This window comes from Fulvivirga ulvae, assembly GCF_021389975.1.
GTDB classification, from domain to species: Bacteria; Bacteroidota; Bacteroidia; order Cytophagales; family Cyclobacteriaceae; genus Fulvivirga; species Fulvivirga ulvae.
In genome coordinates this window covers 3,579,477-3,601,314 of record NZ_CP089981.1, presented here as the reverse complement: position 1 = coordinate 3,601,314, position 21,838 = coordinate 3,579,477, and the positions used below count along the sequence as shown (strand labels likewise).

At 41.6% G+C, this 21,838-nt stretch carries 15 protein-coding genes; 5 read left to right on the top strand and 10 right to left on the bottom strand.

The window, feature by feature from the left end; translation table 11 throughout:
* Positions 1 to 23 precede the first annotated feature (23 nt).
* Positions 24 to 1,493: an ArnT family glycosyltransferase gene (locus LVD17_RS15250; protein WP_233759872.1), complete on the top strand. Its 1,470-nt coding sequence runs from the start codon at positions 24 to 26 to the stop codon at positions 1,491 to 1,493.
* Between the two features lie 831 nt (positions 1,494 to 2,324).
* Here the strand turns inward: LVD17_RS15250 and LVD17_RS15245 are convergent.
* The 8 genes from LVD17_RS15245 to LVD17_RS15215 form a co-directional block, all read right to left on the bottom strand.
* On the bottom strand, positions 2,325 to 3,647 hold the full coding sequence (locus LVD17_RS15245) for a hypothetical protein (protein ID WP_233759871.1): 1,323 nt from the start codon (positions 3,645 to 3,647) through the stop codon (positions 2,325 to 2,327).
* A gap of 14 nt (positions 3,648 to 3,661) precedes the next feature.
* Entirely contained in the window at positions 3,662 to 4,198 is a 537-nt protein-coding gene (locus LVD17_RS15240) for a carbonic anhydrase (RefSeq protein WP_233759870.1), read from the bottom strand.
* Complete coding sequence (locus tag LVD17_RS15235; protein ID WP_255702458.1) at positions 4,195 to 5,685, bottom strand: putative inorganic carbon transporter subunit DabA; 1,491 nt, start codon at positions 5,683 to 5,685, stop codon at positions 4,195 to 4,197. Before LVD17_RS15235 ends, LVD17_RS15240 begins: the two co-directional genes overlap by 4 nt.
* A gap of 5 nt (positions 5,686 to 5,690) precedes the next feature.
* A complete protein-coding gene (locus LVD17_RS28495; RefSeq protein WP_255702457.1) occupies positions 5,691 to 6,026 on the bottom strand; it encodes a putative inorganic carbon transporter subunit DabA in 336 nt (111 codons plus the stop codon).
* 83 nt (positions 6,027 to 6,109) lie between these two features.
* A complete protein-coding gene (locus LVD17_RS15230) occupies positions 6,110 to 6,517 on the bottom strand; it encodes a hypothetical protein (protein ID WP_233759869.1) in 408 nt (135 codons plus the stop codon).
* Between the two features lie 398 nt (positions 6,518 to 6,915).
* Positions 6,916 to 7,653: a PPK2 family polyphosphate kinase gene (locus LVD17_RS15225; protein WP_233759868.1), complete on the bottom strand. Its 738-nt coding sequence runs from the start codon at positions 7,651 to 7,653 to the stop codon at positions 6,916 to 6,918.
* 120 nt (positions 7,654 to 7,773) lie between these two features.
* Positions 7,774 to 9,060, bottom strand: coding sequence for a PepSY-associated TM helix domain-containing protein (locus LVD17_RS15220; protein ID WP_233759867.1), 1,287 nt, complete (start codon positions 9,058 to 9,060; stop codon positions 7,774 to 7,776).
* Positions 9,061 to 9,107: 47 nt separating this feature from the next.
* The gene (locus tag LVD17_RS15215; RefSeq protein ID WP_233759866.1) at positions 9,108 to 11,573 is read right to left on the bottom strand and encodes a TonB-dependent receptor; all 2,466 of its coding nucleotides are present in this window, start codon (positions 11,571 to 11,573) and stop codon (positions 9,108 to 9,110) included.
* 538 nt (positions 11,574 to 12,111) lie between these two features.
* Between LVD17_RS15215 and LVD17_RS15210 the strand changes: the two genes are divergently transcribed.
* Together LVD17_RS15210 and LVD17_RS15205 are read left to right on the top strand one after the other, a co-directional pair.
* Complete coding sequence (locus LVD17_RS15210) at positions 12,112 to 12,303, top strand: hypothetical protein (protein WP_233759865.1); 192 nt, start codon at positions 12,112 to 12,114, stop codon at positions 12,301 to 12,303.
* A gap of 128 nt (positions 12,304 to 12,431) precedes the next feature.
* A complete protein-coding gene (locus LVD17_RS15205; RefSeq protein WP_233759864.1) occupies positions 12,432 to 13,040 on the top strand; it encodes a Crp/Fnr family transcriptional regulator in 609 nt (202 codons plus the stop codon).
* A gap of 267 nt (positions 13,041 to 13,307) precedes the next feature.
* On the opposite strand, the gene LVD17_RS15200 is transcribed toward LVD17_RS15205, so the two are convergent.
* Positions 13,308 to 14,504 carry a serine hydrolase domain-containing protein gene (locus tag LVD17_RS15200; protein WP_233759863.1) on the bottom strand — a complete coding sequence of 399 codons (1,197 nt, stop codon included), beginning with the start codon at positions 14,502 to 14,504 and terminating at the stop codon, positions 13,308 to 13,310.
* Positions 14,505 to 14,604: 100 nt separating this feature from the next.
* Positions 14,605 to 15,714, bottom strand: a complete 1,110-nt coding sequence (locus tag LVD17_RS15195; protein ID WP_233759862.1) for a helix-turn-helix domain-containing protein — start codon at positions 15,712 to 15,714, stop codon at positions 14,605 to 14,607.
* Between the two features lie 831 nt (positions 15,715 to 16,545).
* Between LVD17_RS15195 and LVD17_RS15190 the strand changes: the two genes are divergently transcribed.
* Both LVD17_RS15190 and LVD17_RS15185 read left to right on the top strand, forming a co-directional pair.
* Positions 16,546 to 17,616, top strand: coding sequence for an FISUMP domain-containing protein (locus LVD17_RS15190; protein WP_233759861.1), 1,071 nt, complete (start codon positions 16,546 to 16,548; stop codon positions 17,614 to 17,616).
* Between the two features lie 73 nt (positions 17,617 to 17,689).
* A complete protein-coding gene (locus tag LVD17_RS15185) occupies positions 17,690 to 21,808 on the top strand; it encodes a T9SS type A sorting domain-containing protein (RefSeq protein ID WP_233759860.1) in 4,119 nt (1,372 codons plus the stop codon).
* The last annotated feature ends 30 nt before the right edge of the window (positions 21,809 to 21,838 follow it).

Genomic DNA, 21,838 nt, shown 5'->3' with positions numbered 1-21,838 from the left:
CAGAAGTCTCGCCTCCTACAATTATGGAGGCGCGCAACTTTATCTCAGCCCGCGAAATGCTGGAAAGTGGCAACTGGATGATCCCTACACTGAATGGCCAAACGCGGATAAGAAAACCACCTCTACCCACCTGGCTTACCACCGCCTCAATAGGTGTAGCAGGCAACCCCAACAGCCTGATGGCCCTGCGCCTACCGGCAGCTTTGATCGCTACGGTCATGGTCTTTTTTCTCTACGGCCTGGTAAAAGATGTTTTTCAAAACAGCCATACAGCCTTTTATTCGGCCGCTGTTCTGGCATCATGCTATATGTTTATAGAAGAGGCAAAAACGGGTGCCTGGGACATTTACTGCAATGCCTTTATGCTGGGTGCAATTTGGATGCTCTATCGTGCGTCAAAGTATAACCTTTTAAAGCATTGGATTTCATCCGGCATATTTATGGGGCTGTCTTTTATGAGCAAGGGGCCTGTATCATTTTATGCAATGCTACTCCCTTACCTTTTAGCCTTCTTTTTGAGCAAATATAAATTTGAACGTCCAACCTGGGGTGGTGTGGTTCTTTGCATACTGACCATGTTACTGATCAGCGCTGCCTGGCCACTTTACCTGTACCTGAAAATTCCGGATATTGCCACACAGATCGCCGGGGAGGAAAGCGGTGCCTGGATTAACCGGCATAACAGACCGATCTGGTTTTATTTGCACTTTCCTTTATTTACCGGCATATGGGCTTTTGCTACTTTATTTGCCTTTTATAAGTTCAAGGCATTGCAACGGATATTCTCTGCCAAAGGCATGAAACTGGTGCTCTTCTGGTTTTTATTCACTTTGTTTTTGCTTTCGGTTGTTCCTGAGAAAAAGGAAAGGTACTTTTTGCCTGCCCTACCTCCTTTGGCAGTGTTGATCGGAGCTTTGATTTCGCATCATATAGAGTTGTACCGAAGAGGTAGGGGTACGGATAAAGCCTCGCACATATTTGTCGACGTGCAGGCCGTGCTGTCACTTATGGTAACTTTGGGCATTACTTTCATTGCGTGGCAGTTTGGTTTAAAAACAGGCGAAGTGGGTATTTCCTTTTTTATTTGCATTGTTATACTTGGATTGGTTATAGCCGCTGCCTTCGCAATGGTTTTATGGAAGAAAAAGGAGTGGGTTTATCCTTTGTCCCTTGCCACCATGTTATTCTTCGGCATTGCAATATGGCCTTTAATTCCCAGGATCAAACAGGACAACCCGTCATATCGTGATCTTAGGGAGGTGAGGGATATACCTGCCTTTGGTGCCGAGCCTATTTACAGCACGGCTCCGCTCAATCCGGTACGGATCTGGGAAGTTGGTCGTAAAGTGAATATGATCACTAATGCAGGAGCTGTTAAAGGTGACGCTGTGATTATTGCGGTCAAACCACTGACTGATGCAAAGGAGGTGTTATTATTCCATCCAAACCCGGACAATGAGCGGGAGGTACTTTATTTTAATTTGGTGGAGTAGGCTTTGGGGTTAAGTAATGTAGGGTTTCTAAGTGAATGGGTTCTCTAATGACATAGTCCTCTTTGGGAGAGGTCTGGTATTCGGTGATCGGTGTTGTAGGAGTATTGAGATGAAAGTATTGAGTATTGAGACGGGCTTAGAGAGTGACCAAGTGATCGGTGTTATAGTATCCGGTGAATTACAAATTGTGCACCAACTCCTCCCCGGAGGAAGGTGGTCGCAGGCCGGAGGGTGTTCCGCACGTACTTATGAAACGCCTTGTAATTTCGGATTGCAGATGCTACAAATAATTAAACTTCTATTTGAAAATTCGCAGTGTCCTCTCCGAGAGACATCTGCTTGAAAGCGATAAAATATTCAGTGATTGGTGATATAAATAATCGGTAAAACGAAGAATCGGGATTTGAATATTTCTACGTCACTAACTATCCCTTTGAGGGGATTACAATGCTTTTAAGTTAAGCCCGGATTATATATTACTTCCCAGTAGAATCTCTCGCAGAGGACTCTACGGCATCGGGAGAGACAACTGTCTGGACAAAAAAAATTTCAAAGAAAACCATACCTGGCTAAGCCGTTGTATTGTTGTTATTCAACCATATGAACTCGGATTGGATCAGATGCTATCAACACCAAGAGACAAGTTATGAGGCAGTGAAGCCAGGCAGGTCTTTGCTTTTATTTTGCAATGATAACAAATTAAAAAAGGTTGCTTAAGCCCTTGTCCGTAATTCTGACCAGAGCGCCTAAACAACCTCTTTTATAGTTATGCGTAGTGTTATTCTTCTGTAACCAACAAGTCCATAATTTGTTGGCAAAAAAATCAAATTTCTAAAAGCTCACCTGATACTGCAGTACAGCCATCCCTTTACGGGTATCCATTACATTTTCCCCGCCTACATTTTCATAGGTTGGCCTGCTTTGGTACATGAAGCTCAATTTACTGCCGTGTCCCCCATGGATGAGGTAGTTGGCTCCCAACTCGTACATCACCATGCTGTCATCCAGGTAGTCATAGTCTGAGTACTGCAATGCAGCAAAAGGTTGTAATTTACCTCCTTCACTGAGTATGTTTTTGCCAAAAAGATAACCGGCCTGTGCATAGATAGTATTTCCTGTACCAACCATGGGGAATGCACCTCCATAGCCTCCAACAGTAGCTCCGTTTGAGCCTGTAGCGGCATTGTTAACTCCAACATTCCTGACGTAGCCATTGCCAAAGTCATAGTTGGTATAAGCGGCATATGCCGTCAGGGCTGTTTCATCTGTAAGTGGTGTGTCATAAAAAACATCCAGACCAAACAGCACCATGTCTTCGTTTACAATGTCTGCATTATTATCCAGTGCCCACATAGCATCCTGCTGGTAGATAAAGCCTCCGCCGATATTAAATACGCTTTTTTTGCCTAGGTATGTGCCGGTTTCATAAGGTGTCAGGTTCGATTCTTTATCCATAAGCATGTATTTGAAATAACCCTGAACCTGCTTTTTCGCCGGCTCATTGCTAAAGGAAAAGTCAGTACCTGCAGGCTCCTCGGGAGCCCCTGAAACCGTCATAGGCTGGGATACTGCTATTCGGTAATCCAGTTTGCCTAGCTGACCTTTGGCATACACGCTCAATTTTCTCAGAAACTGGTCATTAACACCATTGGTTGCCTGCTGATAGAGCGGTGCATCAAGTGTTAAAATACCACCTGTACTTGGTGAAGCGTAGCGGTTAAGGCCACTCCACCCTGTAAGTCCGGCGCCAAACGAGAGCTTTTCCTTATCAACTGCATATTCAATCAATGCATCATGAAAGAAGGCACCATCGTATTTAGGTGAATGAAAATTGAAGTTATTCTGACCAAACTGGGTATAGAAAAACACTTTATCGCTGACCTGGGCAAATACCTGGAACCTGAGCCTGCGAATGCTAATGTCGCTGTAACTGTCTGTATCGTATCCGTTGATCGTGGTGCCCGGGTTCATTTGCGTGTTTCTCAGCCAGATCTGGCCCAGCCCGGAGAGCTTTACGTAGCGACTGCCATCTTCATTGAGCGAAAATACAACGCCTCCTCTTTTTGGTTTTTCTTTTTCCGAGTTATCCTGTGCCCTCGAAAGCACTGATACAAATATCAAGCATGCTATTAACAAAAAATGTTTTTTCTCCATTGGATGAGATTTTTTTAATTCAGTTTAAATTTTAAATTTTCAAATAGGTCAAGGTCAGTCTCTTCGAGAAGATTAGGTTCCCTGTCATCAATAACTATCCCGGTCACTATAAGTTTGTCCTTTTCGATTTTTTCACGGATATAAGGTATACCGGAAAGTTTTTTGACCTGTAAAGCTACATGACGATGCATAAGATACCAACCCCTGTCATACAGCCCAAAGTTTAAACCGACTATCTCTTCCGCAAGGGCCTCCACATAGCTACGGGCTTCTTTCCATAATGTTATACCGGAGTGGTCATCGAGCAAATATTTCAGCACCTGACAATTGAGGTGTCCTACAAAAACGAGCTGGCTCACTGCTTCTTCCTCAATACAGCGCCTGAGCCAATTCATATTATAAGCATTCGTTTCGGTAATTATTCCTCCTAATACATTATGAATGATCAGGTTTTTGCTATCCATAACCTCCAGTGGGCTCTTACAGTCACTACAAAAAATCATGACCGTTTTTTCCGTGATCTGATCGCAGTAAGATTTTAAATTATTCATGCTTTTGCTATTTTTCGTTTTGACATTGGGTGGCCAGACCATGAAATTTCTTTACCACCTTCATAAATGTTTGGTACTTTTCTGGTTATTGCTACACTAACCTTTCCTGAGTATATTCTGGCATTCCGCGACAGTGCCCGCCCGAATATTACCTGATTGAGATCATGGCTGCTCTTCTGCCCCGGGGAGAGGCTTACCTCATCATAAAACTCGATCTCATCGTGAACAGCGTCATATAGTGCACCTATAAACACCACTTCATCTGGGATGTCGAGGCCATCCTTTCTGAGCCGGTCTCTTACAGTTTTGAGGTTCGCCATATGTGAAAATACCCTGGCATTAACTGCATTTATATTATGCCCTATCACATAGATAACCGACGCAAACCCCCTGATAAGTCCGATACTGCGCAGGATGCTGCCAACACGCCGGGCCATCTCCTCCACCGCAAAACCTACCTGTAATCCCCCCACTTCTTCGCCCTCGTATTCAATAGTGAGGTAGGATTGCTTATCTATATGTGGGGCAGAATGGGATGTGGCCGAATGTAATGCAGGCCGGAAGATGCCGGACAAGCGCTTAACAGCCGACCAAACCAGAAGTAACCTTAATATGAGCCGACTTAGCGGAGACTGATCACTGTTATACAGGTGCCTCAGATTATGTCGGCCAGGTTCCTCACGGATCAGGTATCCGGGTGTAGTTCTGGAAGGGCAGGCCCTGGTGTAGTATTTACTTTGCTCCGGTTTAAAATAAAACTCAACACCAAAATATCCGGGTGTATCAAAAGTTTCAATGTCGGGTCTTATTTGCTCAATGCAGTTTTTCAGGGAGTATTCCTTATCATTCATGCAAAACATAACCTGAAACCTCTTAGGATCACTCTTTTGTGTCGGGGGCTGTAATATACTTTTAACCACATTATCAAAACAACTCCACTCAAAAGCTTCCTGCCACAGGAGCAGTACCTCTTCTGGCTCTGTAAGTGGCCCTGTTTGAAGCAAGGGATCGGCCAGATACCCGGCACCGACACCCAGTGGTTCCCAAGCCTCCCCGAATTTATGGTCAAGGGCATCTATTTCCAATAGTAGCTCCAGACATATCAAATCATGTAGTGTGATATTTTTGCCATCAGGTAATTTGTCTGGCTGGTGCTCTATGGCTGAAACCATGCCTGACCACCCGGGGTGAGAGAATTGCTGACAGAAGAGGTATTGCTCAAACAAGGCCTGATCTTCTACTAATATCTTAAGCAAATCCCCGATGTTGCATTGTCCTTCCACAAGCAGTTTCCGCGGTCTGGAGCTTTTAAAAATTCTACCCTGTTCATTTTGCTCAACTTCCTTAACGAACATCAGGAATTCTTTACCGGCAGATGCCTGTAGAGACACATCCTGATCAAGATATTCGGTAAGCAAGCTGAAGAGAAGGGGGTGCACGGACTCGTCAGGATTAATCTTATACTGTTTTTCCCATTGGATTCTCATGCGGCCTAACCGGGAAACCGTTTCTTCATAATTGTGCCTGAAAAGCTTTTCTTTCCAGGCAAGGAAACCTTCTTCTCCTTTTTCTCCCTGATCACCCTGTCCAGAATATGTTCATGGATCTTGCCCTGGTAAAACAGGTTCATAAATTCAGCGATCGATAAATAGGTTTTGTAACCAAACATTTGAGAAGTCTGGCGTAATGCTTCGTAAAATTTTAAATACTGAACGGCATGTATGGTATTATGATGAACAAAGTCCCTAAGTGCTGACTGTGCAGGCAGGTTGTGTGAAATTTTGAAAAGGACATCCTGTTCATCAAACAGATCTTTTATGGATTCCATTTGATAAAATGTTTTAAATAATGTTTATAAGGGGAATGTAAAGGGGTTGCTCTTTCAGGAGCTAAGAGGCCCGAAAGAGGGCATCAGGCAAGGAAATTCTTCCACGAATGAAAAAGTATGTAAAGGGGTATAAGGCTTTGATATTCGATAAATATCAACCTGAGTGAAGAAAATCTAACGGCTAAATTTGACTGAAGGATCGTCGGTACCTTTGACCAGCACCCTGAAGTTTCAGTTTTGCAGGTATCATCTTCCTCAGTTTTATTATTATAGCTGTCTTCACCGGCTGAACGTAGAGGTAAACCATCTCTATGAGTGCCCCCTCCATAATGATAACAAAACCAAAGCTGGTCGTCATCCGATAACTCATCCAAGGGACCAAAATCAACCTGAACATGGGTAAAAGCCTGATTGGATCTGCCTAAAGTAAGTAGTAGTACTAAGGCTAACAGCACCATGCCCGGAATGGAATATATTTTCTTTATTGTCATTTTAAAACCACCTGAGTCTTACCCCTCATTTTCAATATTTTCTAATGACCTGGTAACCTTAGGCTAAACGTAAAAGACAGAAGACTGGTTGAAAAACCATGGAGAAAATTAACAACAAAAAAGTACTACCAGCTCAGCATGTATCTGAACAGTCTCATCATCAAATAGATATATAAGGCTGATCATGAAATCAAAAGCAACATTGAGGCATCAGGTAATCCGGAAGTTAAGAGCATCTGCTAGTAATTATTTACCGAATCATAAGACAAATCAAGATTTTCTTAATCACCATGAATTCCTTCTATCAGCGTACAAAGGGCTTATTATCAACCGTGCCGATGGAAAAAAGTAAAAGAATAATCATGGTTATGACGTGGGAAAATATTAAACCCCAGTCACTACTCTTTCCAATCCGGATACCTCAAATCCAGTTTTTGCAATTCATCTAGTAAGATTTTGGCGGCGGTGTGGTTGCGGTACCAGCGTTTGTCGGAGGGGATGATATGCCATGGGATGTCATTACATTTGTTTATCACTGTATGGTAAGCTTGCTGGTAGTCGTCCCACTGAAGTGGTATTTTTTCGTCTTCCCTGGCGTATTTCCAGCGCTTGTGAGGTTTGGCTTTTCGGTCTTCTATACGCTCTTTTTGTTCTTCGGATGATATATGGAGATAATATTTGAGGATCAATGTATTGCTTGCCGTGAGGTGATGTTCCAGCTCGTTAATCAAGCTGGTGCGATGTTGTAATATTTCATCACTCAGGCTTTGATTAACGGTGGGCACGAGGATGTCTTCGTAATACGACCGGTTAAAAACCCTGATCATGCCTTTTGCAGGAAAGTGAGGGTAGACACGCCATAAGAAATCGTGCTTCATTTCATCTTCAGTAGGCTTTTTAAACGAAGTTACCTGTACTCCCTGGGGGTTCATACCGCTAAATGCATGACGAATTGTGCCATCTTTCCCAGAGGTGTCCAGTCCCTGCAAAACAATAAGCACACTATAGCGTCCGTCTGCATAGAGCTTGTTTTGCAATTGAAATAATTCATTGCGCAAGCCGGATAGCTGCTGCGTATATTCTTCCTTAACGGCACTTTCCGGTGGAAGTGTAGAAATTTTATCGAGTTCAACCATATATCATCCCTGATAAAAGTTTCGCACTAATTGAGTTTAAATACAAATAGACCTATTTGCTTCAATATACAATTAAATCACTGTCTAAGCAGCATGCCGGTTATCAAAATGTAGTCAATATCACCTCATCCGTCTCAGCCTGTATACGAAAATATACCAGGTTAATCCAATAAATACCAGCCAGCCAACCGTAATGACAGCCAGGGCCATAGCAGAAGCATTGTACCTGTCAATGAGCATGAAATACATAAAAACAAGCAAAGCTCCATAAACAAACGTGTTAACATAAATCCAGCCTCCCATCTTTATTGCTTTTTGTTTGGCTTTACCTTTCACCTTTCTTTTCAGGCTTATCCAGATGCCAGTAAGAATGAGTGATGATATGCCCAGTCCAAAAATAAACCAGATGAATTTGGTGGTGAGCCCACCCCAATAGCCAAAATGTAGTGGATCGGCGATGTCGTTGAGCCATGTAACTGTGTTGAGTGACTCTGCACGCTGTACCTTCAATACTTCATAAGTAAAAGGATCGAGGTATACGCGGTTGGCGCGGTTCCGAACCAACGGAACACCACTTGTCCCGTTAACATAAAGTGGCTTACCCGGGGCAGAAGGTGGCAGGATGTCTTTGATGACCAGACCGGGAATTTCCCGTTGGGCTACGGCTATGGCACTATCGTAATTCACGCTGTAAGATAGAATCTGCCCTTCGGCAAGCCTGACTGTATCTGCAGCTTCCGGTGATGATGTATTGGCAATATCGGATACACCTCCGATGTTTGCCCTTTCTATAAAATACCAGATTCCGGTTATGGAAAATAACAGCGTAAAAGGCACCGACCACACACCTACCAGCCGGTGCAGGCTGCGGAAAAACACCAGCGGACCTTTGTTTATGGTCAGTTGGAAAAGCTTCTTGTACCACTTTTTGTAAAACAGCAAGGCGGTAACAAAAGAGATAAGCAGCAAAAAGGCAAAAATAAGTACGGTAAAATGCCCTACCTGAAACGGAATGAACAGGTAGTAATGCAGGTCACGGAAAAATCGTGCAAAGGTAAGGTTGGCATGCCCCTGCAGAGCGCCGGTATAGCGATTTACCAAGCCATAGGTAAGCTCGCCCTCCTCGATGATATAGACAATATCGCAGAGATATGGTTCTTCTGTTGCACTCCAAAACTGGATGCGGCCATTGGGGAACTGCGCTTGAATATTACGTACGATCTCATTTTTTGAAGCCAGCTTATCCTGCGGCGTTACCCTCATTTCAGGTATAAAGAGCCAGTCCATCTCATGGCTCAACGTAGCCAGGGTACCAGAAAAGCATACTATAAAAAATAGTATGCTTAACTTGATACCAATCCAGCTGTGGATACGGAAAAATAACTTCTTGTTTAATTTGAAGCTCAAAGGTTCAAAATTTAAAAGGTCAAACTAAGTCTTGCCCCATACAAGACTTAAAAGGTATAGCCAACACTCAAAAGGTAGTTACGGGGTGCTCCGGGGAACAAACGGGTATAGCTATAGCCACCTGCCCAGTGTGTTTTATCAAAAACATTGTTGAGGTTGGCTGAAATATTGAATTTGTTCACTTTATAGAAGAGCGCTGCGTCAAACACCACATAACCCGGCAGCATCAGTCCCAGGGTGTAAGTATCGAAGGTTACCCTTTCAGTTACAAAGTTACCACCAAAGGCTATTCCCAGGCCGCTAAGCTTACCTTTGTCTATGGTGTACTTGGCCCAGAAACCACCCTGATGCTCAGGGGCATTTTCCTTGATATTTCCTACCTCCTCTTCATTATCACTTTTCGTGATCTCTGCCCTGTTGTAGGCATAGTTAGCGGTTATGCTCAAATTCGGCGTAATAGTACCCATCAAATCCAGCTCAACACCTTTTGAAACTTCCTGACCTCTCTGCTCAAGCAGATCAGGGTTGGTGGCATCATTTGCACTTACAAGGATGTTGTTTTGCTCAATCCTGTATAAGGCAATGTTAGCTGCTAATCGCTTATGGATAAGCTCAGTTTTGGAACCAAACTCTACCATGTTTGATGACAACGGGTCAAACGGCCCACCGGCGTTGGGGTCTAAAAGGGATGACGCGGTTTGTGGCTGGAAGCTCTCTGTATAAGTACCGTAAAGGTTGATCTTATCATTGAGGGAATAAACCACTCCAACACGTGGAAGTAGCTTGTCCTGTTTTACTGTATTCTCATCCGGTGTGTCATAGTCCAGTACATCGCGGTAGTTTTCATGTCGGAGCGACAACAATACTTTTAATCTATCAAAGCTGATCTGGTCCTGGATGTAGAACCCGTAGGTGTAATACTTCGTCGGTGCATAGCTTGTTTTGTTGTTAAAAATGTATTCATGTGCATAAGTCACATTGTATTGTGGGTTTTCCAGATCAAAATGCGGGATGTTGGGCACCGGCATGCCGTTCTCAAACAGGTATTCTTCTGCATTTGCAGGGTTATAGCTGTTGGCAATAGAGCCGTCTGTTTTTCTGTAGCCGTATGCCCTGGACTGTCCGCCACCTACAGGCTGCTTCTGCTGGATGTAATCAACCCCGGCCACCAGATTATGGTCGATGGCTCCTGTTTTTGCATGGTAAACCAGGTAAGTGCTCAGGTTATCAGATACGAGTTTTCTCATTCTATTGATCACCTGCATGTTCATCAGCGTAGGGATCTCATTGCCCAGGCTATCCACAGCAAAACTGTTGGAAGTCCTGTGCTCAAAAAGGTCTTCATCCCAGGCAAACTTCATATATGAAGCATTAAATGAAAGAGCATCTGTAAACTGGTGGTTTAATGACAATGTAAAGTACTGCACGTTGTTGGTATGATAATCGTTGGTCTCTCCAATAGCAAAAGAGATCGGTGTACTGTTAAGGTCAGTACCGGAAGTAGCTCCGAATATCGGCTGGCCACGATCAAGCTTTCCGTCATATTGGGTCACCACCAGGTCAAAGTTGATCCTTGTTTTATCAGTAGGTAAAAACGAAATGGAAGGTGCCACCATCAACGATTTGTTCTTTTGCAGGTCACGGTATGAGTCAGAGTTTTCATAGGCCATGTTAAGTCTGTACAGCAAAGTCCCTTCTTCATTCATAGCTCCGGTAAAGTCAGCATTGGCACGCAGGGTGTTAAAACTGCCTGTAGTAAAACTAATGGCTTTGCGATTTTCGGTGAGAGGCTTTTTGGTTACATAATTCATAGTACCGCCAGGTGTGGTATTAGCAAAAAGCGCTGATGCAGGGCCTTTGATTACCTCTACCCTTTCAATATTGGCAAGGATAGGCTGAGGCCCAAAAATACCTACAGTTCGCAACCCGTTGATCATTTTACTATCACTGCTTCCACTTCTGAATCCACGAAATGTGAAATCATCATAACTGGAAAACATATTCACACCACTGATATTTTTAACAATATCTCCAATGCGATAGGCCTGCTGGTCGGCAATAACTTCTTTCGTTACATAACTTACCGCCTGGGGTATATCCTTAAGCGGGGTAGCAGTTTTGGATGCCACGTATGACACCTCATTCTTATAATCGGTTTCCCTTCTTCCGATTACTTCTACGGTTTGAAGTTGCTCCGTATATTCTTTAAGCTTAAAATCAAGATTGATAGTAGCTGCCATAGCCAGGGCAACTTTTTTGGTCTGTCTTTCATAACCAATACCGGAAACCACTATGGTATAATCTCCGGCGGGTACATTGTAAATGTGGTAAACGCCCTGAGCATCGGCTGGGGCACCGTAAGCAGTACCCTTAAGGCCTACCGCAATGCCCGGCAGAGGCTCTCCCTGCTCATTGGTTATTTTACCGCGGATGGTTCCGTTGTCAGATTGCGCCCATAATGAACTTATTGCGGCAAAAAGCAACATTGAAAATAATAGTAAAGCTTGTTTCATTATTTTATAAGTGATCTAATTATATGAATTTTATTTAGAATTATTCTAAACAGCGCAAAGATGGGCAGGTGAAAAACTTCATGCAATCGCGATCAATAGGTAATTGCATAACTAATAGTAGGTATTTAGTCTGGAGTCGTAAGTTTTTAGTAGTGAGATGATTATGTTTGGACCATATTTCTTTCTCTCCCGCTGATGGTATTTTCAGTGCTGTTAACTTAAGACCGGATTAGATATATAGTATGATACCCGCATAGTCGTCGATTAAATAAATACGTGAATTAACAACACACATTCCTATCTACAATGTCTGTATGTGTGCCAAATAGCGTTGTATTCTATGGCATGACTTTTCTATGACACAGATTTGCTTTTCGTTTTTCTATAAATATTATGTCCTTACAGGACACTGTGCGTCTTGTCGTTACAATTAATTGCAAATCCCTTCTACAACGATAATCCCGTAGGGATAAAATATTTATAGAATAGCCATATAGATGAGATTGTCTTATATGGGCAAAACAAACAGGCCATTGAAGTGAGACCTTTTCAGTGCTTTATGCCTGATGCCAAAACGATCAGGTATTTAACTAACTTTTGTAAGAATTTAATCGCTGGCATTGGTGATTACAGTGAACTGATCGTTCCTGCCAACCCTGGTAATTCGCGTGAGGTATTTGAAGAATCACTTGACAGGGAAGAAAATAGATTGGCCCTGAAGATATTTTAGCGCTTTCAAACTAAGCACTGTTGACCAAGGCAAAACAACCAAATACCATGGGATAAGTCGTAAACAAAACTGAGCAAAGTCAGCCCCGTAAGCTTATTCCGTACAGGTAAAGTACGTACTTTTGCAGTATGGTAATAGATGAAGGTATATTAGAAAGCTACGGGGCCAAAGCCATTTCATTGAAGAAGAATGAGGTGCTTTTTCTTGAAGGGAGTGCTTCTCTCAATTATTATCAGGTCGCAGAAGGCATCATCAAAATGAACAATTTCAGTACCGATGGTCAGGAGTTTATCCAAGGTATTTTTAAGAATGGAGAAAGCTTTGGAGAACCCCCTTTGTTCGGCGGCTTCCCCTACCCTGCCAATGCCGATGCTGTGGTTGACTCCGTAATATGGAAACTTTCAAAAGAGAATTTTATCAGGCTTCTGAAAGAGAATTTCGAACTACACCTGAAATTCTGCGCCATACTAAGCAAGCGTCTTCAGTTCAAAGCTATGATGGCCAAAGAAATTTCCAGCTACACTCCTGAACACCGGGTGCTTACGCTGATTGACTACTTCAAAAAGAAAGAAGATACCAAGGATAGCAAGACGTATGAAGTCCCCTTTACCCGGCAACAAATAGCCGATATGACAGGTCTGAGGGTTGAAACAGTAATCAGGACGATAAAAGCATTAGCCGCTAAAAAGGAGCTGCAGATCATTAAGCGAAAGGTTTTCCGGGACTATGCGGCTTAGTTTTCAACATTGCCAGAAACCCTAACACCCATCATTTCCGAATTTTTCATAACAAAACTTTATTTCTATATCCTGTTTTGGTGAAAATATCAGGAATAGCTACCAAATAGGCTTAGAATGGCCGGTGAAGACACCGGCCATTAGAAGGTAACTGCATCGATGAAATACCCGGAACCTCCCGAATCCAGATAAGTGCTGCAGCTTTATTTGACACACATAATCATGGGATCCCTAACCTTCGCTGCACTGCGTCTGGGATGGTAAAGACTAATTTGCGAAAAACTGGTTTATACTTTCATTAATTTGATCCATTACTTCTTCGTAGTGTTCTTCATGGCTATCAGTTGAAGCTGCATCATAATTGCTAAGCGTGAAGAAACCTACGTTATGTTTGGCACTAAAGTGTAGTTCCGTAGTAGTTCCAATATCCCCTCCCCGACTACCGTATGCATTTTCTCCGGGGTCTACATCCCAAAATATAGTATAGGTAGGAGATGTTTCTGAGAACAGCAGTTTATAATACTCCTCTCCAAACAACGTATTGGTCTCTCCTCTCGCTCCGGCTATCATGTTCACCATATACTTCATCATATCTTCATTAGATGTTTTTATTCCTCCATCAGGGAAAGATTCGAGGTCATAAAACGGTAAAGGTGTGGCTTTATCCCAGTAGAGTATAGCATAATTGTCATTGGGCAATTCGTACTGAAACGAAGTGTTATCCATACTCAACGGATCAAATATGTGTGTACTCACAAAATCCCGGTAGTTCATCCCGGAAGCTTTTGCTATTAAATGTGCCATCAAGGAAGAAGCAGCATTTGAATAGTTCTCACTTTCTCCCGGGGCTGTATTCTCAAAATTATCCAGGCTATAATAACTTCCTCCTTCATAGAAATAAGAAGTTATGAATTCCTCCAATGTCTTAGGTTCGCGTTGCGTAATTCCGTAATCCTGAAACATTTCGGCACCAGCGGATGTCGTGCTCTGTCCATTTAAAATATAGTAGGAGCTTAAATAGGTATCTTCGGCATCCACCAGGCCGGACGTATGGTTGACCAGGTGCTTTACGAGTATTTTGGCCAATGGATTTTTGGGGTTGACCAAATCCTCAGACAAAATGTCGTTTATTGGGGTATCTAAAGTAAAATACCCTAACTCTATACATTTTACGACAGCTACACCAATGAATGATTTACTGATTGATGCTATGGGCTGGATGGTTTGATTGGTATATGCAATATTTTCTTCAATATCCTGAACACCAAAACTTCTTTGGTATACCGCAGTACCTTTCTTGACAATTCCCACGGTGAGGCCTGGAAGCTCTGATTGATTTAGAATCTCTTCCAGCCTAAGGGTTAAGCTCTTCTCATCCGTCACATTAACAGGGGTACCATCATCTTCTCTACAACCCGACATAATCAGGGCGGTAACCAATAAAAAATAAATTGCTCTTTTCATTATTTTGTTTTTTTGATTGAGCCTCTAAAGTATAGGGCATCGAACAAACAAAAGTTACTTTATGGGCACTAGACGTCCTAAAACAACAGATTTGAACAAATCAGGACTTTTCACGGCGCTTTCTGTACGCTCCCGGTGACATGCCGGTGGCTGTTTTAAAGATATTATAGAAAACGCTTTTGGACTTAAAGCCGGCTTCCATACCAATGGCTTCAATCGAGTATTTGTCGAATGCCGGATCTCTCAATAATTTTTTGGCTAACCCAACCCTGTATTCGTTCACGAATTGGATCGTACTTTTATTAATTTCCTGATTTATAATCTGGGACAGGTGCCCCTCACTGATGTTGAGCTGCTTTGCCAGATCGTACCGGCTTAGAAGAGGATCTTTATAAAGTTCTTCTTCATCCATTAATTTGTACAGTTGTTCAATAATCCTGGAAGCAGTAGCAATGGCTTTCTTCTTTTTTTCAAAAGGATCTGTTGCCTCTCCCGCCATCAGGCGTTGGTGTATTTCATCCTTTTGAACTATTATTTGCAGCCTGAACACGCCATAATATAGTACCCACCATGACAAGAAGGAAAGCACCAGCCATAGCAAATCTGAGGAAAGCTCGGAATCGAGCAGAAAATCTTCTATATCTGATAGTAACCATATCAGAATGATGACTATGATAAACAGATTTAATCTTAACAGCCAGTGCTTTTTCTCTTTAGAGGTGGTTTCGGAATGCTCGATCAAACGCCTGCTCCAGAGGATTAAAATAATATTATATGCCAGGGAAAAAACGGCTTCTAAAGTATAGATTACTTCAACAGCCGTATCTTCTATGTCAAAAGAAGAATCATAGAGGTTGAAGATAAAATCAAAGTCCAGAAAGGTGTCTATGAGCAAGGTAATTATAAAAGGAAAGTATAGCCATTTTAGCCAACTTCGCTTTAAATATTCGTGTTGAATATGAATCAGAAAATAATGAAACAGGGTTGTTGCTATAAGAAACTCCCACATTATGCCTTGCAGGAATTCAAAAATACCGCCTTCTGCTCCATACCAGCCCAACAAGGTTATCCCAACCAGTATTAGCATGGAGAAAGACAAGTAGGCGTTTGCTTTACTTTTGTAGAACGGGGTAGTTAATAATGATATGCTTATAAAGCAACCCAGGACTCCGCTGGCAATGACTACTAGTTCCAGAATTATGTCTAACAATGTTATTTATTTTGTAGTTCTCGGTAAGCTATGAAAGCCAAACTTAGCATTTTTAATCAATATGGTTGCTGGAGGTGGGCGGAGAAGACATTATTCAAATTGATGCTTCAAACTTGATTTTCTCATGGATACTGTTCATTCCCATCTGCGACATTTTGTGTGCATCTATCTGATACTATACAGGTCAGGCTTGGCAAGTGTTCTTAAGTTCGGGATTCCGGATATTTCTCCGCTACTCTACGAACGCGTAGCGCCGTTCTTCTTATGATCCCAATCATAAAACAATTAGTTATGTAGTGGTGAGGCAGGTTTGGATGTGCCGAAATGATACCAATAAAGGTTTGGTATTGAGGGGTAAACCCCTTAAAGGAGATAAAGATGCTACTGTTGTTTTCAACAAATTCTCATAAAAACTTACAAGCTAATTTCATAAAATTTAACAAATTCCTGACAAACACACTGATTTTATCGCATATTGATAATAAAAAATAATATACATATAGTCATATATAAAAGCATTCCGCCCAAAACTGGATTTAGTGTATCGAGGTCAAAAATAAAAGCATATTTATCTGACAAATAGAATATTGCATTTTGAAGTGCAGATTATTTTCATTGCTTAAATATTAATATGAAGGGTTTATTTATTGAAAGTGAGCCAATAAATATTAAGTCTTACAAAATAGTTACTCCAAAACCACTTAACTTACATAAATTCAATATTAATAACAGAATAATTACATTTGCATTCCCCATAGAGAAACTATCCTTCCCCATAGATAGCTATCACCAGTTAATAATATTACGCCCCAGTAATTAAACTTTCTAATCATGAAAAACACCTTGACTGAATCAGTTAAAAATTCTTTATTGGCTTTAATTCTATTTATGGCCCTGTCCATTATTTCATCATGTGGTGGAGATGACGACGGAGATACTGCCCCTCAACAACCTTCCATTACCGGAATAGAGCCTGCGAAAGGCGAAGTTGACGATGTAGTAACTATCACAGGTTCCAATTTTAGCACTACCGCTTCAAATAATACCGTCAGTTTTAACGGAGTGGAATCCACAGTAACATCGGCAACAGCCACTGAGATTAAGACCACTGTACCGGCTGCAGCTACTACAGGGAAAATTACTGTTACTGTTGAAGGAATGAACCCGGCAACCAGTACCTCAGACTTTGTGGTATACAACTGCTACGAACTTACCCTCACACTTAAATCCGGAGGCTACAGCATAGAAGCTGAAGCCAGTGGTGGCACCACACCTTACGAATATGCCCTTGACAATGGCAGCTACCAATCAGAAAGCAGCATAGATGCGGATGCAACAGACCATACGGTTAAAGTAAGGGATGCGAATGGATGTGAGGCTAGCGCTAGTATTGCTGCCGATGCTCTAAAAACTTATACCGACAAACGGGATGGACAAATCTATAGTGTGGTCAAAATAGGAGATCAGGTATGGCTGGGTGAAAACTTTAACCTCAATACCAATACTGCGGACTCAACTTCTTCATGGTGTCCTGAAGATATAGCTGCTAACTGTGATACATATGGCAGGTTATATACATGGTACGCAGCGTCTGAAATGGCGCCCGAAGGGTGGCGATTGCCTTCTCAGGCCGACTGGGAAACTTTAATTGCAGCAGTGGGAGGTGCTGCAACTGGTGGTAAAGCAATCCAGGAAGGCGACTTTGCAGCATTGAGAAGTGGGGATCGAGATAAATCTAATACATTCAGCGGTCTTGGTACTTATGGGTATTACTGGGCCTCTACAGTTGATTCTAATAATGAGAACCTAAGAGTTTATTACTTAATAGATGCCGATGATCCAATTGATAATTCATCTATTTCAGCGGCTTACGGGTTTAGTATTAGGTTAATCAAAGAATAAATAAATCATGGCAAGATGCGGCTGTTTAATTATTTGTATCTGTCTTGTGATCGTCTCAAAATCCTGGGCTGGTGTGGCTGTAGTAGAATCAACTTCACCAGCCGAAGGCTCTAAAGTATCTGTTAGAAATAGAGTTGTATCAATCTCATTTAACGGAGCCGTTAGGATGATCAATGATGATGAAATTAATGATGAAAATGCGAGCAGTTTGATATCCATTACAGCAAAAGGATCAAACATTACATCAGGATATGTAGTGACTATGAGAAATGACAGCAAAAAAATAACGATTACTTTTAGTGATTTGCTTATTCCTGATGCCGATTATATTATCAGACTGGAGCCAGTGGAGTATAACGATGACCAGGCCAGTGACCCTTTCACTCTAAACTTTTCGACAGGTGCTCTGGTCAGTATAAATGACCTGACATTTTCAAATAAACTCTGTGCCGGAGATACGGCAAATCTTGCCGCTATTACTATCAATGAGGGATTTATAGGGAACTTTTACAATGAGGGAGGAGGTGGAGCCCACCAGGATATTCAATTAAAGTTACCAGATGGCCTGAGCTTTGATATTAGTAATGCCACGCTATCAGTAAATGATGGTACCTCAACAGATTTAATGATTGACGGCGTAAGATTTTTTATAAATGATAGTAATTTTCCTGGCGCTTTACTGATTGGCTTTGTACCCAATTCAGCATCAGGAGCTTCATTTACTGATATTATACGATTGACAGGAGTGAAAGTAGTTGCCAGCCCTAATATTACCCCGGGCGACTATGAAATAAAATTGGTCAATGTTGATCTTTCATATCCTGGACTTTTCGTTGATGATGTCGTGGGTACAGTCACTGTCAGCGGGTATGAAACAGTAAGTCTGAGTCATGATGGTGGCGGCTTTGATTCATTGGTATCCATATGTGCTGGGGATCCGGTGACTTTTACCGCCAGCGAAGGAACATCTCCTTATGTATTTTATAAAAAAGGAAGTGGGGATGAGTTAGAAACAGGTAACACCTACACATCCACAACTTTAAGTCACGAGGATGAGGTTTATGCTGTATCATCGGGTAGCATCACCGAATGTGGGGGAGAAAGTAATGTTATATCTGTGGTTGTTACAGATAGTACTCCTCCCGTAATCACACTTACAGATATTGAAAATAACACGGAAAATACGGTTGGGAGTGGTCAAACATTTGCTATACCTACTACTGCGGTTGGCGTGAAGCTTTCAGCAGATCAAGTTGGCTCGTTTTCAGGGGACAGTTTAGTTATTAGCGAAGACAATGTGGAGTTTTTAACTAATAAAGTAGGCAAGAAGCCAGGTTTATATTCGGTAATTTTTCACAGTGAAGATGAGTGCAAACCTGACGTATCTTTTACTATTGAGGTTTATGATAATTCCAGAAATCAACTCTTAGGGCTTAAAAATAATGGCATTTGCTATCATGCTACGACCCTCATTCCAATTGGATGGCTGGGTGAAGGTGTGGATGGAGAGTTGGATAGCATTAGTTCAACACCAAATGTAGTTACAGGAAGCTTAAACCCAGCCTATAACGGCGGACTTTCCAGTGGCTATTATATTGACCCAAACATGGTACGTGACACTTCACTGGTGGGAAAAGAAATTACTTTTAATATAGTATATATTAATAATAGTGGAACTAAAGATACTACCGAACAGACTGTTTCTGTACAGGGAACAGCTCAGCTTGAGATTATTTTGGCCGGTGACATACCATTGGAAGATCGCTACTGCGAAAATGCCTCTCCTATAAGGATTGTTGGTAACCCTCTGGGCACAAATGATGTTATAAAGACTTTTAGTATTTTAGATCTAAGTGAATCCACTAATATTAATGATGCAAAACCTTTAACTGATCTCACCTTCATTTTTGATCCGGAACAAGAAGATTCATCTACAATAAACAATCTTACTTATAACAATGATAAAGGCTATTTAATTGTATATGAGTATGTGAGTGAATATGGGTGTGTTGCTCAAATAACAGATACCATACAAGTAGTTCCTCTACCTGATTCACTTTCTGCAACCCCTGTACAATTTGATTATTGTATAGGCGATGAGATCGGTTTTATAAAAATAGATAAGCCTGATACCATAGATATTGCATGGTATAATAGTCAAGGCTTTCTATTAGATGTCGCCGATAGTTTATTCCCAAGTGTCAACACTTCATTTCCTGAAGTTTTTGATTTTTCTGTAAGACCCCAAAATGTGGATATTGGATGTATGGGCCCGGATACTAAACTCTCCATTCGAGTTGGAGAATTTCCTAAAGCAAATTTTACTTTTTTAAGTAATTGCAGTTCAGATAGTAAAATAACCTTTAATAGCTCTAAGTCGCAGGGGGGAGCAGCACAGCGAGATAAAATTGAGAATGTTTATTGGAATTTTCACTCCCCCGATACTTTAGTGCAAACAGAGGATACTCTAGTGAGTCATATATTTCCTGGAGGAGGTACTTATGAAGTTTCCCTAGTTGTAGAGACAGTCCTTGGGTGTACAGATACTTTAAGCCAGATTGTGTCGGTATTTGAAACCACTAATGAGACCATTAATAATGAAGTATATCTTGAGACCTTTAATATTGGAAATGGAGGATGGATATCTACTCGAGATAATAACAATGCAAATGGGCTGGCCTCTAATAGCAGCTGGCAGATCACCCATATCAACAATAGTCCTGCTTGGGTTACGGCTAATGATACCACAGGTGTCTTTAATGACAATGAAAATTCCTGGGTGGAAAGCCCATGTTTCAACCTTGATCTTTGGGAAAGACCCAAAATTGATATGGATATTCGGTACTTTACCGATAAGTTTGAGGGTGCCACATTGCAATATGCCATTAGTGACGAAAAAAATGATGAAAAGTGGGAAACACTTGGAGAAGTTGAAGGAGGCATTAATTGGTTTAACTCATCAGGTGTAGCCGCATCTCCCGGAGAGCAAACCATCGGATGGGAAGGTGGTACAGGAGAATGGAAAAAAGCTAGGATATCCTTAGACGACGTAAAGGAAAATGCTGGAGGCAAGCCTGTTAGGTTTCGCATAGCATTTGCAAGCCTTGAGCTTGGCAATGGAAGAGAAAATAACTACGATGGTTTTGCCTTTGATAATTTTGCTATCAGAGAGCGAAACAGAATGATAGTTCTTGAACATTTTACCAATGTAGAAGCAGAAAGTAATGAATTTGAAAATAACTATGTAGACGATTTTGCCAATGCACGCCCTTATGAAGTCATTAAAATTGAATACCATACCTCATATCCTGCTTCTGATCCGATTTATCTTTTAAATAAAGCCGACCAAAGTGCTCATACGCTTGAGTATGGTGTAAACGAAGTTCCCAGAACAATTATAGATGGTATATATGGCGTTAAGCATAGAAATGATCCTTTCAGTATGGATGAATGGGGAAGGAACGAATATGCTAAACGAACCATTATTGATGCACCTTTCAATTTAGTTCTTTCCGATACTGTTATAATAAGTGGCGAAAATACGAACAATCCTGGCGAAAGTTTAAAAATTGATGTTACTATCACCAAAAGCCCTACGGCGGACACCATTTCTTCGCCACTTGTGCTTGAAGTGGGGGTACTTCAAAAAAGTCTGGAAGTTAATGGCCGCACATATCATAATGTACTAAGGAAGCTTTTGCCAAATGCCGCAGGAAATTATATTTATGGTGATTGGTTGCCCAACGACATATCACGTACAGAAACTATCACTCAATACTGGAGCCCTGACTTCACGTATGATGCGGCTGATACATTTTTAATCGTGGCTTATGTTCATGATACTCACCTATCAAAGACCCATACAAAAGAAATTTACCAGGGCGCCTATAAACAGATAGGTATCATGCCTCCAACTGCACCCATCACCGGCTTGAACGATGGCGTGTATCAAGGCATTAAAATTTACCCAAACCCATCAAAAGGTGATGCCATACTAATGTTTGACCAGCCCTTAATTGAGGACAGTCCAATAAAAGTGTATTCATCAACCGGTTTGCTTGTATATGAAGGAAATATAACCAAAGGCGCAACATCCTTTAAAATTCCTTTGGAAAGTCGTCCGGAGGGGCTCTATATAGTATCCTTTTATGCTCAAGGCCGAATGATCAGGCTCCCCCATATCCTGCGCTAAGGATTCATATATTTTTTAATACGATTACCA